The organism is Paenibacillus sp. XY044 (assembly GCF_002257645.1).
Taxonomy (GTDB): Bacteria; Bacillota; Bacilli; order Paenibacillales; family Paenibacillaceae; genus Paenibacillus_AQ.
The window spans coordinates 288,604-301,842 of record NZ_NQMO01000002.1; the positions used below are offsets into that span (position 1 = coordinate 288,604).

Consider the following 13,239-nt stretch of genomic DNA (forward strand, 5'->3'; position numbering starts at 1 on the left):
CCCATGCGACTTAGAAGGGAATAAACCATCCAAGCCAATTGTATTGACCAAGTGTTCACAGCACTTGGTCTTTATTACATATATAATAGCACAAAGAAAAAAATGTATCAAAGCGTGAAATAAAATTGAAGGTGGTATTAAGAAAAAAGGATAAGTTGAAAGGTAAAATGAAGAAGGCATCTCCATCTTATAACATCGTGCGGGCTTTGCCCTTGGTTCAGAATCTGCGAACAACCCTGTGAGGATAAGCCCGTCGGACCCAGTATAACAATCACGCATCGGAGCCTGAAACGTATGAGCAACGAACAAAATTTATATTAGAGGAGGTCATCATGATGAACAAGCATAGTGTTTATGAAACAAACAGCTTCTATTGGGATACAAAAGGAAATGACTTTTTAAGAGCCATCGTGCTTCCTTTTTATGGAGCATTCGTCTCGGAAGAAAAATGCCAACTGTTTGGCGATGTTTCAGGAAAAAAGATGTTAGAGATAGGCTGTGGAAACGGCCAATCCTTGCAATATCACGGGGATCGCAAAGCATCTGAACTGTGGGGCATAGATTTATCAGAAAAACAAATTGAAAAAGCAAAGCAACATTTGACGGAGTGCGGTCTTTCAGCAACATTGATCTGTTCCCCCATGGAAGAAGAGTGTAACATACCCGTGGATTATTTTGACTTTGTTTATTCGATCTACGCCATAGGCTGGACAACCGACCTAGAAGGAACTTTTAGTCGGATCGCTTCTTACTTAAAAAAAGACGGCGTATTTATTTTCAGTTGGTCTCATCCGATACACAAATGTGTTGTTGAAGATAATGATAGGTTTGCTTTTAACAAGAGTTATTTCGATGAATCTTGGTATTCGGTATCTCCTGATTTTTGCCAAGGCGCGCTAACCTTATCTGACCGTAAACTATCAACCTATATCAATGCGTTGGCGAAAACAGGGTTTGTTATTGAACAAATGATTGAAGAAACCGACAATGAAATCATACAATCGCACGATGAAAATAATAATTTCGTAAAACGAGCGAAGATGTTTCCTGTAACCTTTGTTATTAAAGCAAGAAAACTTTAAAATTGCTGACGCCTTAAGTCTGAGGGATGTCAATTTATATGAAAAGAAGATTTGTGAGTAAGCCAGAAACAGTGTAATGCCCATCGAAGCTTACGGATAACCGGATATTTAGCTGGATACAAACCGTACCACCTAACATCGCGGCCGTTCACTGCCGAGTCCTTAGGGGGTTGGCTTGCGTAATGAATATTGGTAAAGTTGCTAAAAATCAAATGAAAAGAGATGATAAAGATCGTTTCAATCGCTCAAGAAATTGATCAATATATGGTATCCTTCTTAACCTGGGAATCATATTTCTCTGGATACTTTAATGGGGCTGTGCTTGTAGCCCAAAAAGGAGAAGTATTGCTATCTAAAGGGTATGGATTCTCTAACATGGAACATAATGTTCCTAACTATTCGAAAACAAAATTTAGAATTGGATCAATGACGAAACAGTTTACGGCTGTTGCGATATTACATCTTTTTGAAGTGAATAATTTAAATATCCATGAAGGGATAAATAAGTATCTTCCCGATTACCCCAATGGACAATCCATCACTGTTCACCATCTTTTAACACACACTTCCGGTATTTCAAACCTAAATTATTTTCATTCGATGAGGTTGTATATTACAACTGAGAAGTTAGTTGAGCGCATTAAAGAATTGCCACTATTGTCTGAACCAGGCGAACAATTTTCTTACAGCAATGCCGGTTATATTTTATTGGCCTATATACTTGAGAAGATTTCTGGAATGAGCTATGAGGATTACTTAAGAATCAATCTTTTGGAGCCGCTTTCAATGAATTCAACCGGATGTGATAATTTCAGAACTATACTTAAAGATAGAGCATCTGGTTATAGTAAGTGGGAGGAAGTAAATAATACAGAATTTATAGATATGTCTACTGCTCATGGAGCCGGGAATTTATTTTCCACAGTTGAGGACCTCTTTTTATGGGATCGGGCTATATCTGAAAAAAAGTATTTATTCTCTGAAGAATTCACGAAATTATTATTTACCCCATTTTTGAATAACTACGGATATGGTTGGTTTATTACAGAAAATAATTATACAAATTCCCCCCAAAATAAGTTAAGAGTTCACCACTCCGGCGGAATAAATGGCTTTAGTGCTGAGTACAGTCGAATTATACCGGATGATATAACTATTATCCTGCTAAGTAATTTTGACTCAACTCCTGTGTATACAATAACAAAACGACTAATTGAAATCGTTCTTGAAAGCAATTAGAAGGGGTCTTAACACCTAATAACGTCGATACAGAAATGAGGAATATCAATGAAGACAAGATTAATATTGATTGATGGAATGCCTGGGTCAGGTAAGTCAACAACCGGAAGCTTTATAAGTGAAAGATTGAATGAGCGGAATGTTCTGAATAGGTTTTATCATGAACTAGAAGACAATCATCCCTTGCGAATATACGACAAGCAGTTTACTTCTTTTACTAATTTAGAAGAAGCAGAATCGTTTACTGCAAGAGTTGAACAGCTATTTACTAATTTTGTTAATGAAAGAGCAGATAGAGATGTAATCACAATCATAGAGAGTTACGTATTTCAGGATACGATTGGTTTTAGTGTCTAAATCAATTCTCATAAAGAGAGTAACAATGAAAATTGGATCAAAAAATGTTACCACTGTATTGTTTGAAGCAAGACGGAATTAACATTAAAGTCAAAGAAGAATTAGGGCATTTATTAATAATAGAAGCAGCTGATTGTGATGAAATGTTCTTTCTGGCCGTTTATTTCGACACTCTATGAAAAGCCGAGAGTCCTTATGCACATAATAGAAAAACTCATAAACATAGATTTTCGAATTGAGCCGGTTTAACAAATGAAGAATTGATGCAGGTAGATAGCGAGTATAAACCACAGATTTTCTTGAATTTTGTAATGACTGGGCTTCCTACCTTCATTACAATGAGAGCTTAATATATGAATATGAGTAGAACTCCAAGTGCAAAGAAAAATGAACCAATCACTATTGCAATAAACCCACCGAATTTTCGGGCTTCAATGTAGGCGTCACTTGGCTCGGAATCATCTTTTACTTTCCACGCTTCATTCATATTCCAACCAAGCGTGGGTTTAATACGACTCAGGATACCGAGTGCAATAAATATAGCACCGAAAACAATGAAGGTTGCTTGAACCATGGGTAAATCAGCTCCTATTATAACAATGCCTACCGACGAGGAGGAAACCCGTCGATAAGTTAACAACGCAAGGCGCTTCTTAATGTTTATTTAGGATAATTGAGAAGATGAACAACGCACCTAAAATCAAAGACAATATTCCACGAATCCGGGTGAACTTATAACGTTTCTCTGTGGCATAGGGATCGCCAAATAAAACGAACCATCTTGCATTTGGTCTTAAGATCGCAGATAGACCGTAAGCCAATACAAAAATACCAAACAGTATCAAAGCCACGCGAATCAACTCCTACTTATATAAAATGCAAGAACTAAGGAATAGTTAGATGAGCAGAGGAGGGGACGATTGGCATCTCCTATTTTTTTCGACGCTGAATAAAGAATATTCTTACAGCTATTAATGTGGGAATCACAATAATTGGCCAGATAGGACTGATCATAAAACCAAGCTCCTAATAAATAATGGGTAACTGACGGATCGAGGTACCGCCACAGCAATGAATATAAGCAAGGGAGAGGTGAACGCAACTCAATGTCTATTGAGTTGGTGGTTCCGCCGTCGCCAAAAAATAGGCTCCAATCAACCCGATTTCGATAATTATGAAAATGAGGACTACCAACAGGAAAAATTTTTTACCACTCATGTTATCACCTCCCAATAGACTGTAACAGGGGAATATTCAGGGAGAGTGGATGGAAGCAGAAGTTAGATTCGAAAACGCCGGTGCCGATATTTATGAATTAAAAGCAAACCATATGATCAAATAAATTAACCCATAGATAGCTATTAATCCACATACACAGATAAGCACGATCAAGAGCACAAGTTTTTTACCATTCATGGATGCACCTCATATAGACCTTAGCATAGAATAGGGGATTTATTCCATCAATCATCATTAACAATCCATCATCAATTAGGATAGCGGTAATAAGAAGACATAAAACATTGCCATACCTAATTGGGAATTAGCCGGTGGCATGACCGAACCAGGGGAAACACTGAGAGAATGTGCATTAAGGGAAATGCTCGAAGAAACCAATCAGATTCCAGAAAGAATGAGATTTAAGGGGTTGATGAAATTTACGCTAAAGAGTGGAAAGGTTGAATATGGGGGGCTTTTCAGTGCGGACATTGAAGTTGAAAGGCCTTTTATCAAAAATGATGAAGCAAATAAGATGATTTTTTGGGACGGAATGAAAGACATTGGATATATTGATGAAATTGATATGGAATTATTAAAGTACTATTAGCATGCTATTGTAGTTCATTCGAAGAGACTCAACACTGCACGTCGCGGTCCGGCTGGCTGTCGCTGTCGCGTCTAGGCTTAAAGGTTCTCAGCTCTTACAAAACCGTTATAGGCAATCCTCGAGAGAGAGGGAAAATCATGAACACAGTCAGTAAGGCAACAAAGGTGCTCTTTTATAAGATACATAAGGGAATTGCTTTAGGCTCAGATTACTTGAAATGGGCATACAAAATGATTGAAGAAGAGAAATCATCAAATTCCATATACTGTCGTCGATGGACAAAAATGATAACATATTTGAATTTGAAGAATATCTCAAAAGATCATTAGGCGAACTAAATGTCACTGTCCCACCATTTGAAGAATGTGCCAGGGTAATTATAGAAGATCTTTGCCTGGAGATTATCAAGAATAAAAGAGACTCATTTGATATTACTAAGGAGATATTTAAAGTTACAGTTGAAATTGATAACCCCTTAGAGTTATCTGTTTGGAACGAATTAGATGATGGGGTCGATCGTATTTTCTATGATGATGAGTATTATAAACCTGACGAGAGAGAACTAAGAGAAAGAATCAAGTTAGAAGCAAGGAGGTATTTAGCATCACAGGATTCCGAGGGCATCCGATAACATAATATTTTACGCAGAGGGACTGATGCCCCTCGGCCATAGGATGTATAATCATGGAGGATGTTCCAGATGACATAAGAGCCGTTTCAAGATAGGTTCGATCTATATACCGAAATTGATGAAGTATTAAAAAATCGCAAACCGGAGGATCCATATGCCTTTTAAAGATGTATTTACTACTTTTCCTAAGCTTGAAACTGAAAGATTTGTATTGAGAGAATTACATTCCGATGATGCCAAGGAATACTACAGTTATTTCTCAGATGATGAAGTAACAAAATATTGGGGATATCCAGGACCCAAAAATATGGAGACAGCCTCAAAGACATTTACGCGGTTTCAAAACGCATTTACTAGAAAAGAAATGATCACTTGGGGAATAGCTGCGAAAGAGGATGATCAAATTATTGGGACCTGCATATTGAACGATTTCGTTAGAGCATCCATGGTTAACTTATCCTATAACTTATCAAGAGATTATTGGGGGAAAGGAATCATGACCGAAGTGCTCAAAACGATTATTCCTTTTGCATTTCATGAGCTGGATATGAATCGAATACAAGCTAAAGTAATGCCGGAAAACAATGCATCTGTAAAGCTTTTATCAAAGTTGGGTTTTGTACAGGAGGGTTTACTTCGGGACTTTATATTTGGTGAGTTCATTACGGATACATTAATATTCTCCATGCTAAAGAAAGATTTAATTGAAAGGCACTATGAGTCAATTCAGTGATGTCATCAACGTCAGTTAACTAGAAAAATGTTCGCTCGTTGGAGCAGCGAGCAGCCTCAGTCTAAATAAAGCTATTATTTGTAGATTATCCATGGAAAACAGGGTCCTGACGAATTATTCGTCAGGACCCTGTCTTGTTTCGCTGAATGAATCAAGGCTTCATTCCGGACCTCTTAAGTGTACGAGTAATCGAACAGAAGGACCATCAACTCAAATTCCTACTGATTCAAGATCTTCATCTTTTCCAATGTTGCCAGAGTCAGTTGCTTAGCGAAAGCACCGCTGCCGGCTACATTCGCTGCGAACACCCAGGTGTTCTTATCCGTTTCGACATAACCGACATACCAGCCAAGCCCCATATCGGACAGCCTCGAACCGGTTTTTCCATGAATCGTATATTCATCCTGCTCATCATCGATCATGATCCGCTTGACCGTTTTCATCGTTTTCTTCTGAAAGGGCAGATCCTCTTTAACCAGCTTTTCGATAAAATCCGCTTGTTCTACGGCAGAGATCTTCAAGCTGCTGTTTAACCAGAATGTATCGATGCCTCCGCTGATGTCGCGGTTACCATAATCGATCCGATTCACGTATTTCCGCATCTGTTCTTGGCCGATATCGCGAGCCATCGCTTGGTAATACCAAATCGCTGAATCCCTCATACCCGAAGCAAGCGAATGATCCCGGTTCCAAACCGGGAATTCTCTGACGATACCGTCCCATCTCTTGACTTCATATTCGTCAGCGACAGCCTTGACTTCCAGACCGATAAGGGCATTGGCTACTTTGAAACTGGACTCTGGTGTAAACCGCTGTTTACTTCGTTCAGGATTGAATGTATATACTTGATTGGTGTTCAAGTTCTTGAGGACGAGGGTCCCGTTGATTTTACGGAAATTTTGTTCCAGTTCAAGTCGAGGAGAGCTTGGCTTTGCTTCGGCATTGGGCGAGTACGTGAACAAGCAAACGACTGCAAGGAAGATAAGTACAAATGCTGATAGGAGGTTATTCTTTTTTATCTGTAACACGGCTGTATCACTCCTTGTATAACTTATTTCGGGAATGGTCTCGATGGCCATCGAATCGAACAAGTTCCCCTTATCAAATGCATTTTGATACTATTAGTCTATGGTGTCAGGTGCTGCAAGTAAATCTGGTTATTTAAGGTTTGTACCTATACAGATTGATGATAGGAAGAGGGGATACATGTGATCTATGCCGAGGTCATGAATCAGATCGAACAGCTCATCGACAGCGGGGAGTTGAAACCGGGTAAGAGACTCCCATCCATACGATCGCTGGCTAAGAGGTTCGGCTGCAGCGTCAATACCATCATCAAAGCGTATTCCGAATTGGAAAAGAAGCATAAAATCTATTCCGTCTCGAAGAGCGGTTATTACGTTGTGGAGCGCGTTCCCTCAGGCCATTCAGATTCAACTAACACGGGATTCATCGATTTTCTGTCGGCGGGTCCCGACAAGAACGCCATGCCTTACCGGGACTATCAGCACTGCATCAATCAAGCCATTGAAGTATATAAAGAAGAGATGTTTACCTATTCGGAGATCCAAGGGCTGCCTTCGCTAAGAGAGGAACTGGCCCGACATCTGCGCGACCTGCAAGTGTTTACGGTTTCTGATCGAATCTGCGTGGTATCCGGATCACAGCAAGCGATTCATCTGTTGATTTCGCTTCCTTTTCCGAATGGCAAAAAGAATATCTGCGTAGAACAGCCCACGCATGTCAGTATGATCGAATCGATCAAGTATCAGCAGGCCACGACATACGGAATCGAAATCACGGACAAAGGACTCGACATGGACCGGCTGGAGCATCTGTTTAAATATCATGAAATTAAATGCTTTTACACGGTGACCCGATTTCAAAATCCGACAGGCTACAGCTATTCGAATAAGGAACGACGGAAAATCGTGGAGTTGGCCCAAAAATACGATGTTTATATCATTGAGGACGATTATTTAGGCGATCTCGATCCTGACAAGAATCAGGACCCGATGTTCACATACGATCCATCAGGAAGGGTCATTTATATCAAAAGTTTTTCCAAAGTGATGCTCCCCGGCTTAAGATTGGGGCTTGCAGTCATTCCGGACTTCCTGCGTGACTCATTCTTAAGCGCCAAATTCGCTACTGATCTGCATACGCCGGTCCTTACGCAAGCGGCATTGGAAATATATTTGAAGAGCGGCATGTTCAAGGCTCATATTCAGCGCATGAGATCCATCTACAGAAGGAAAGCGGCCTTATTGCAAAAGGCATATCAAGAGAAGCTGCCGCCCGGCGCGGCATATTCGGGATCGGATTCGGGATTCTATTCGACGATCCGGTTACCTAGTCCGCTGAAGGCTAGGACATTTATTGAGGATCTGAAGAAGGAAAACGTATACGTTGACGATGCACGAAAAATGTATCTGCCCGAGTTTGTCCAGGATTCAGTGATCCGTTTGAGCGTATCGCAGGTGGAGGAGAAGCACATCGAGATCGGGGTTCAAACCATAGCTCGCGTCATACAAGAGCAACTCAGCAGCGTGCATACTGTGAAATTTATATGATTATGGAGAAAAGACTGCTTTTGTAAACGTGTACTCCATATCTGTACGGGTACAGTGCCTTAAAACAATCATTCCCGCCGTATGACTCTCAAGGTATACTCACGATACAACATGAATCGAGTGCGATGGAATGTTTTTTATAAGAATGCGGGGTGTTGGGAGTAGATTTGTTCTTATCGTATGAAGGTTATGGAGTTTACGCTCTTATTGGATGCTATCAGGCGTGGGCTTATTGGTCACGAAGATCCACCAAAGTAAAATTGCTCCCCTTATGGATTTTGTTGTTTGGGAGTGTTGTCATCCAAGCTGCTGCCGCCTCACTCCTATGGTTTGTGCTTCTGTTCCCGATTACCGAAGCCTTGCTGTGGTGCCTGACTGGGGTAACGCTGATTGAAGCCATCGTTGCCGTCTACCGGAAGCAGTACTGGAAGTGTGCGGGGTTATTCATCTTGGTGCTTATGTTAATGTTCCTGCTTAACCTGTTATCAAGGGCTTTTTAGAATAATTGCCCGGATGTTAGCTGTTTTGATTGCATTTAATCAAGGGGCAAATGGATCAAGTTGGTTTTTCTCGAAGGATTTTCGTGATTTTGTTGAGAAGTTGACTACGTGAAAAATAAAGGTACGGAAATCCTTAGTGAGATAAAACACTTTGAAGGTATTTATAAGTTAGGTACTGTCGGAGACAAGAGAATCATAGGAGGGAAAGAGCTATGGCAACCATCTATCGAGAAGTAGAAGTGAATTGCAGCCTCGATAAGGCTTGGGGAGAGCTTCGGGACTTCGGAAACGCCGCTAGACTATTCGCTGGCGTCCTTGTGGATTGCAAGGAGGCCTCGGGTCAGCGAACGGTGACCTTTAACAACGGATATGTGGTCCAGGAGCAACTTGTAACCCTAGATGAGGAGACATGCCGTCTGGCCTATACTGTAATTAATGGCGACTTCACTCATCACAGCGCGTCTATGCAGATGCTCCCGACTGCTGAAGGAGTAAAATTCGTTTGGATCAGTGACTTCTTGCCAGATGAAGCGACACAGAGCGTCGAACCTCTAGTCGAGGCAGGCTGCCAAGCAATCAAGCGATTCCTTCAGTCCCTCTGACTTTGCTGGCAGACACGCGCTACTTATATTAGAAACCCGTAGCATAAAAATGCTGCGTTTTTTTTGTTTTTACGGTATTTCGCTTTCCAAGCTTAATAGCGTGCTAATGAAAACTGACATCCTGCTGCTTGAAGGAGTTTCACCATATCCTTTATTATGTTTATAACTCATGATTTTTTATAGATAGGGGATTGATCTTATTATTATCAGAGAAGCAAGTAAAATAGACTACCCTCAGTTAAGACAAATATATCTTGAATCGCGTCGTAAGAGCTTTCACTGGGCGAACGCAGAAGAGATGAATTTAAATGATTTTGATAGGGATACAACTGAAGAATATATACTATTAGCTGAAGAAGACTCGCGCATCCTAGGATTCGCATCTTTATATTTACCTGATCGTTTTATTCACAATTTATTTGTACACCCCGATTTTAGCGGTAAAGGGGTTGGTACTCAGTTAGTTAAGAATGCCATAGAAAAAATGGGCACGCCAGTAAGATTAAAGTGTGTATCTGAAAATCATAAAGCATTGAGTTTCTATGAAAAAAGTGGATGGAAGAAAGTTGTTGAAGAAGGAAAGCCCGGGGAGAGGTATTGGGTTTTAATATATGAATAATACATAACATCATACTCACACTTTGGGGCTTACGCCCTTTGGTTGCCAGATGTATAATCATGGAAGATGGATCAGACAACACACGACCCGGCCTAAGATAGGAGTTATCTAAGGCCGGGTCGCGTCCTTAATACGGGAGATGTTATTTGAAACCAGTATAAACCTATTATTAAACATCATTGAAATTCACATACAAACCTAAATTGAAAAGGAGAATGAGTATGGGATTAGAAGTTGCAAAGATGGAATTGGAGATGAAAGACATTTCAGGATCTAAATTCAAAGAAGTTAATGCGGAGGGATTAGACTTTGATAATGTAAATTTATCAAAGTCTAAGATTAATAATGCAAATATGAGTGGAATGACCTTAAATGACGTTAATGCTAGTGAAGTTGATATTAGAAATGCTAACCTATCCGCCACTTCAGTTCAGCATGCAAATATGAGTCATATGAAGGTAGATCATGTACACCTATTCGGGACTGAGTTTGTAAATATTGTTTTGCCTCAGGAAGGTGACAGAAATTATGATCCAAACGGAGATTACAAGCCTATAGTGTTTCATAATTGTAATCTGAGCAATATGGAGATAAATAACTGTGACATTACCGGCCTAAAGATCAACGGGATACTGATAGAAGAGCTGCTTAAGAACAAATGATAAACTTTTTGTGAGTAACTCGAAGATAGCACTGGCATCAGATAACATAGTAATCACGCTGCAGATCGGATTACGCCGATCTTTGGTTCACCCGAAGCTGGATCAGGTGGACACATCGATCTCCCTAAGATAGGAGCAATCCAAGGGAGATCGACGTCGTGAATACGAGAGCGTTAGGTAAAAGTGATGCATATTCACTAATAATTTATAGAGGTGTCATAGATGATTAGAAATACAGCTCGGGCACTGATTATTCAAGACGGACAATTACTCGCAATTAAGAAAGAACGTCACGAAGTGGGAGTGTATTATACTTTGCCAGGAGGGGCTCAGGAGATAGGCGAAACCATAGAGCAGACATTAGAACGTGAATGCTTAGAGGAACTTGGAATCGACATCGTGGAGCATAAGTTCATTTGTATAAGAGAATACATATCAAAGAATCATGAATACTCTTTTATTTTGAAGGAAGTACATTCAGTAGAGTTTATTTATGAATGCAGCATCAATGCGACTGCTGCTTTTATCAGCTCACAGGCTGATATTGGACAAATCGGAACGGAATGGATACCCATTGAAAAAATAAAACAAGGTATATCCGAGTCAGACCAACTATCAATAACTTATCAATTCCCTGAAACAACAAAGGATTTTTTTAAAGAATACTTTAGAAATCAGAGCTTAGAACCATATCGAAATAAGAATTATGAAAGTTAATCACATCATCGAGGAAATGCTGGTCTATAACGCTTTTACAGGTATACATATCTCACAATAATTGTTGTATAACATATCGCCAATGTATCTTTCGAAAATGGGCTTGTTGTCCATTTGATATCCACTATAATATAACGCAGGAAAAATATCGGCCCATGCTTTTTGAATGTCTTCGGCTGTATGTTTCACCTCATAGGTAACATAATGGCCACCGGCAAGCTCAGTTTCGAAAATGTCGTTATCCGTTGGATCGATTCGATAATCGTCTGAAATAACAATACCAGCATCATAACGGCAGTTCTCGGGATGTGTAGTTTCCGGATTATCTTGTGCTATTCCAAGTAGTATGGATGATCCGTCGAGTAAATTTTTTGCTTTAGCCCACTTCTTTAACGCTTCCATTGCCTGAATGTTCATCGGACCATATGGACCTACTTGTCGCACAAATGCAATACGGGTGTTTGGCATCATTTCAACTTTAATAGCCATTTTTTCATTTCCTTTCTGGATTATATTGGATACACAACGAATGCTAACATGATATAAAAATATATGCACTAGTTAGTTTGTATTAAATGTTTCGAAAAAAGTGGGTTCATCTATGCCAATGATCATGATGAAGGTGACTTTAAAATATATGAGTTTGAATTTCATGATTGAAGGAACTATAAAACCAAACCACCCTATGGAGCGTGTAATTATGTCCGTACACATTGAAGAAAAGACCTCTTTTACAGTCATCGGAAAGTTAAGCCAAGGGGCGTCATCAGAAGGCCCAAAATGGATTGCCCCACTTTGGAAAGAGGCAAATGATAATTTCAATGAGATTAGAAACTTAGCTAAAAAAGATACTGCAGGTAATATCATTGGGATATGGGGCGCTATGAGCGATATCTCAGAGCGATTTGAACGATGGACAGATCAAGGCAAATATTTAGCGGGATGTGAAGTGTTCGATGATTCAGTAGCCCCAAATGGGTGGACTAAATGGGTCATTCCCTCATATAAATACGCTGTAATTAAATGCAACCAGAACACTTATCAGAAACAGTTCGATTATATGATGAACGATTTCTTACCGGCTCATCATTATTCCATTGTCGGGGCAGTACATGAATATTATCGTCCTGCGGATACAAATGGAGATTTATATTTGTATTTTCCCATTGAGAAAAAAGGAGAACTATCTCATGAATCCATTGATTAAAGATGCTGTAGTAAAACTGGCAGAGAATCTTCAATTACCTGAAAGGGTGTTTGATATGGAAGATTTACCTTGGGTGCCTTTCGATGAGGGGAAAGAAGCAAATTGTTATTTTAAACCACTTCGATTTGACCTTGCAACCGGCACATGGATATACCTCTTTAAAATAAAGAGTAATCAAGTGCTGACACGCCACCGGCATACTGGAGGATCTGTTATAGGATACAACATTCAGGGACAATGGAGATATGAAGGACGTAATTGGATTGCGAAACCAGGAACCTTTATTTTTGAGCCGCCTGGGGATATTCATACACTTATTACGGAAGATGAGGAAGTTATTACTTTATTCATTCTGGGCGGATCATTGCAATATTTCGATCATGACAATCTAGTTATTGGTCAAGATGATATTTTTACAGTACTGAAGAAATATAGAGATTATTGCAATGAGATGGGAATCGAAGTGCGTGAAGATCTTGTTTATTAGGA

Annotated in this window: 16 protein-coding genes; 13 read left to right on the forward strand and 3 right to left on the reverse strand. The window is 39.8% G+C overall.

Translation table 11 applies throughout. The features are described from left to right. Nucleotides 1-335: 335 nt before the first annotated feature. The 3 genes from CJP46_RS09510 to CJP46_RS09520 all read left to right on the forward strand — a co-directional run bounded on the left by CJP46_RS09510 (nucleotide 336) and on the right by CJP46_RS09520 (nucleotide 2,678). Nucleotides 336-1,082 (forward strand): class I SAM-dependent methyltransferase, encoded by a 747-nt coding sequence (locus CJP46_RS09510; protein WP_094595371.1) that lies wholly within the window; start codon nucleotides 336-338, stop codon nucleotides 1,080-1,082. Between the two features lie 222 nt (nucleotides 1,083-1,304). Beyond that, nucleotides 1,305-2,321: a serine hydrolase domain-containing protein gene (locus tag CJP46_RS09515; protein WP_094595372.1), complete on the forward strand. Its 1,017-nt coding sequence runs from the start codon at nucleotides 1,305-1,307 to the stop codon at nucleotides 2,319-2,321. Nucleotides 2,322-2,369: 48 nt separating this feature from the next. Beyond that, nucleotides 2,370-2,678 carry a hypothetical protein gene (locus tag CJP46_RS09520; protein ID WP_094595373.1) on the forward strand — a complete coding sequence of 103 codons (309 nt, stop codon included), beginning with the start codon at nucleotides 2,370-2,372 and terminating at the stop codon, nucleotides 2,676-2,678. A 346-nt stretch (nucleotides 2,679-3,024) separates the two neighbouring features. Here CJP46_RS09520 and CJP46_RS09525 read toward each other — a convergent pair whose 3' ends face one another. Further along, complete coding sequence (locus CJP46_RS09525; protein ID WP_094595374.1) at nucleotides 3,025-3,252, reverse strand: DUF6199 family natural product biosynthesis protein; 228 nt, start codon at nucleotides 3,250-3,252, stop codon at nucleotides 3,025-3,027. A gap of 954 nt (nucleotides 3,253-4,206) precedes the next feature. Between CJP46_RS09525 and CJP46_RS09535 the strand changes: the two genes are divergently transcribed. From CJP46_RS09535 to CJP46_RS09545, 3 genes are all read left to right on the forward strand, one after another. Beyond that, on the forward strand, nucleotides 4,207-4,506 hold the full coding sequence (locus CJP46_RS09535; protein WP_256992328.1) for an NUDIX hydrolase: 300 nt from the start codon (nucleotides 4,207-4,209) through the stop codon (nucleotides 4,504-4,506). Between the two features lie 274 nt (nucleotides 4,507-4,780). Next, nucleotides 4,781-5,137 carry a hypothetical protein gene (locus CJP46_RS09540; RefSeq protein WP_094595377.1) on the forward strand — a complete coding sequence of 119 codons (357 nt, stop codon included), beginning with the start codon at nucleotides 4,781-4,783 and terminating at the stop codon, nucleotides 5,135-5,137. 154 nt (nucleotides 5,138-5,291) lie between these two features. Then, nucleotides 5,292-5,870 carry a GNAT family N-acetyltransferase gene (locus CJP46_RS09545; RefSeq protein WP_094595378.1) on the forward strand — a complete coding sequence of 193 codons (579 nt, stop codon included), beginning with the start codon at nucleotides 5,292-5,294 and terminating at the stop codon, nucleotides 5,868-5,870. Between the two features lie 218 nt (nucleotides 5,871-6,088). Here CJP46_RS09545 and blaOXA read toward each other — a convergent pair whose 3' ends face one another. Continuing rightward, nucleotides 6,089-6,898 carry a class D beta-lactamase gene (blaOXA, locus tag CJP46_RS09550; RefSeq protein ID WP_094595379.1) on the reverse strand — a complete coding sequence of 270 codons (810 nt, stop codon included), beginning with the start codon at nucleotides 6,896-6,898 and terminating at the stop codon, nucleotides 6,089-6,091. A gap of 180 nt (nucleotides 6,899-7,078) precedes the next feature. Here blaOXA and CJP46_RS09555 point away from each other — a divergent pair, with 180 nt between their 5' ends. The 5 genes from CJP46_RS09555 to CJP46_RS09580 all read left to right on the forward strand — a co-directional run bounded on the left by CJP46_RS09555 (nucleotide 7,079) and on the right by CJP46_RS09580 (nucleotide 11,543). After that, entirely contained in the window at nucleotides 7,079-8,443 is a 1,365-nt protein-coding gene (locus CJP46_RS09555) for an aminotransferase-like domain-containing protein (RefSeq protein ID WP_094595380.1), read from the forward strand. A 712-nt stretch (nucleotides 8,444-9,155) separates the two neighbouring features. After that, nucleotides 9,156-9,545: an SRPBCC family protein gene (locus tag CJP46_RS09565; RefSeq protein WP_094595382.1), complete on the forward strand. Its 390-nt coding sequence runs from the start codon at nucleotides 9,156-9,158 to the stop codon at nucleotides 9,543-9,545. Between the two features lie 199 nt (nucleotides 9,546-9,744). Then, entirely contained in the window at nucleotides 9,745-10,164 is a 420-nt protein-coding gene (locus CJP46_RS09570; RefSeq protein WP_094595383.1) for a GNAT family N-acetyltransferase, read from the forward strand. A gap of 221 nt (nucleotides 10,165-10,385) precedes the next feature. Next, nucleotides 10,386-10,826 carry a pentapeptide repeat-containing protein gene (locus CJP46_RS09575; protein ID WP_094595384.1) on the forward strand — a complete coding sequence of 147 codons (441 nt, stop codon included), beginning with the start codon at nucleotides 10,386-10,388 and terminating at the stop codon, nucleotides 10,824-10,826. 222 nt (nucleotides 10,827-11,048) lie between these two features. Next, entirely contained in the window at nucleotides 11,049-11,543 is a 495-nt protein-coding gene (locus tag CJP46_RS09580) for an NUDIX domain-containing protein (RefSeq protein WP_094595385.1), read from the forward strand. Between the two features lie 24 nt (nucleotides 11,544-11,567). Here the strand turns inward: CJP46_RS09580 and CJP46_RS09585 are convergent, their stop codons facing one another. Further along, nucleotides 11,568-12,032, reverse strand: a complete 465-nt coding sequence (locus CJP46_RS09585; protein WP_094595386.1) for an AraC family transcriptional regulator — start codon at nucleotides 12,030-12,032, stop codon at nucleotides 11,568-11,570. Between the two features lie 112 nt (nucleotides 12,033-12,144). On the opposite strand from CJP46_RS09585, the gene CJP46_RS09590 reads away from it, so the two are divergent. Together CJP46_RS09590 and CJP46_RS09595 are read left to right on the forward strand one after the other, a co-directional pair. Continuing rightward, complete coding sequence (locus CJP46_RS09590) at nucleotides 12,145-12,750, forward strand: GyrI-like domain-containing protein (protein ID WP_256992281.1); 606 nt, start codon at nucleotides 12,145-12,147, stop codon at nucleotides 12,748-12,750. Next, nucleotides 12,734-13,237 carry a 2,4'-dihydroxyacetophenone dioxygenase family protein gene (locus CJP46_RS09595; RefSeq protein ID WP_094595387.1) on the forward strand — a complete coding sequence of 168 codons (504 nt, stop codon included), beginning with the start codon at nucleotides 12,734-12,736 and terminating at the stop codon, nucleotides 13,235-13,237. Before CJP46_RS09590 ends, CJP46_RS09595 begins: the two co-directional genes overlap by 17 nt. Nucleotides 13,238-13,239 lie beyond the last annotated feature (2 nt).

Bases quoted from the DNA above. Each gene is read 5' to 3' on its own strand.
- CJP46_RS09510 (WP_094595371.1), top strand. From the start codon at position 336: ATGAACAAGCATAGTGTTTATGAAACAAACAGCTTCTATTGGGATACA.
- CJP46_RS09515 (WP_094595372.1), top strand. From the start codon at position 1,305: ATGATAAAGATCGTTTCAATCGCTCAAGAAATTGATCAATATATGGTA.
- CJP46_RS09520 (WP_094595373.1), top strand. From the start codon at position 2,370: ATGAAGACAAGATTAATATTGATTGATGGAATGCCTGGGTCAGGTAAG.
- CJP46_RS09525 (WP_094595374.1), bottom strand. From the start codon at position 3,252: ATGGTTCAAGCAACCTTCATTGTTTTCGGTGCTATATTTATTGCACTC.
- CJP46_RS09540 (WP_094595377.1), top strand. From the start codon at position 4,781: ATGGACAAAAATGATAACATATTTGAATTTGAAGAATATCTCAAAAGA.
- CJP46_RS09545 (WP_094595378.1), top strand. From the start codon at position 5,292: ATGCCTTTTAAAGATGTATTTACTACTTTTCCTAAGCTTGAAACTGAA.
- CJP46_RS09565 (WP_094595382.1), top strand. From the start codon at position 9,156: ATGGCAACCATCTATCGAGAAGTAGAAGTGAATTGCAGCCTCGATAAG.
- CJP46_RS09575 (WP_094595384.1), top strand. From the start codon at position 10,386: ATGGGATTAGAAGTTGCAAAGATGGAATTGGAGATGAAAGACATTTCA.
- CJP46_RS09580 (WP_094595385.1), top strand. From the start codon at position 11,049: ATGATTAGAAATACAGCTCGGGCACTGATTATTCAAGACGGACAATTA.
- CJP46_RS09585 (WP_094595386.1), bottom strand. From the start codon at position 12,032: ATGGCTATTAAAGTTGAAATGATGCCAAACACCCGTATTGCATTTGTG.
- CJP46_RS09590 (WP_256992281.1), top strand. From the start codon at position 12,145: ATGCCAATGATCATGATGAAGGTGACTTTAAAATATATGAGTTTGAAT.
- CJP46_RS09595 (WP_094595387.1), top strand. From the start codon at position 12,734: ATGAATCCATTGATTAAAGATGCTGTAGTAAAACTGGCAGAGAATCTT.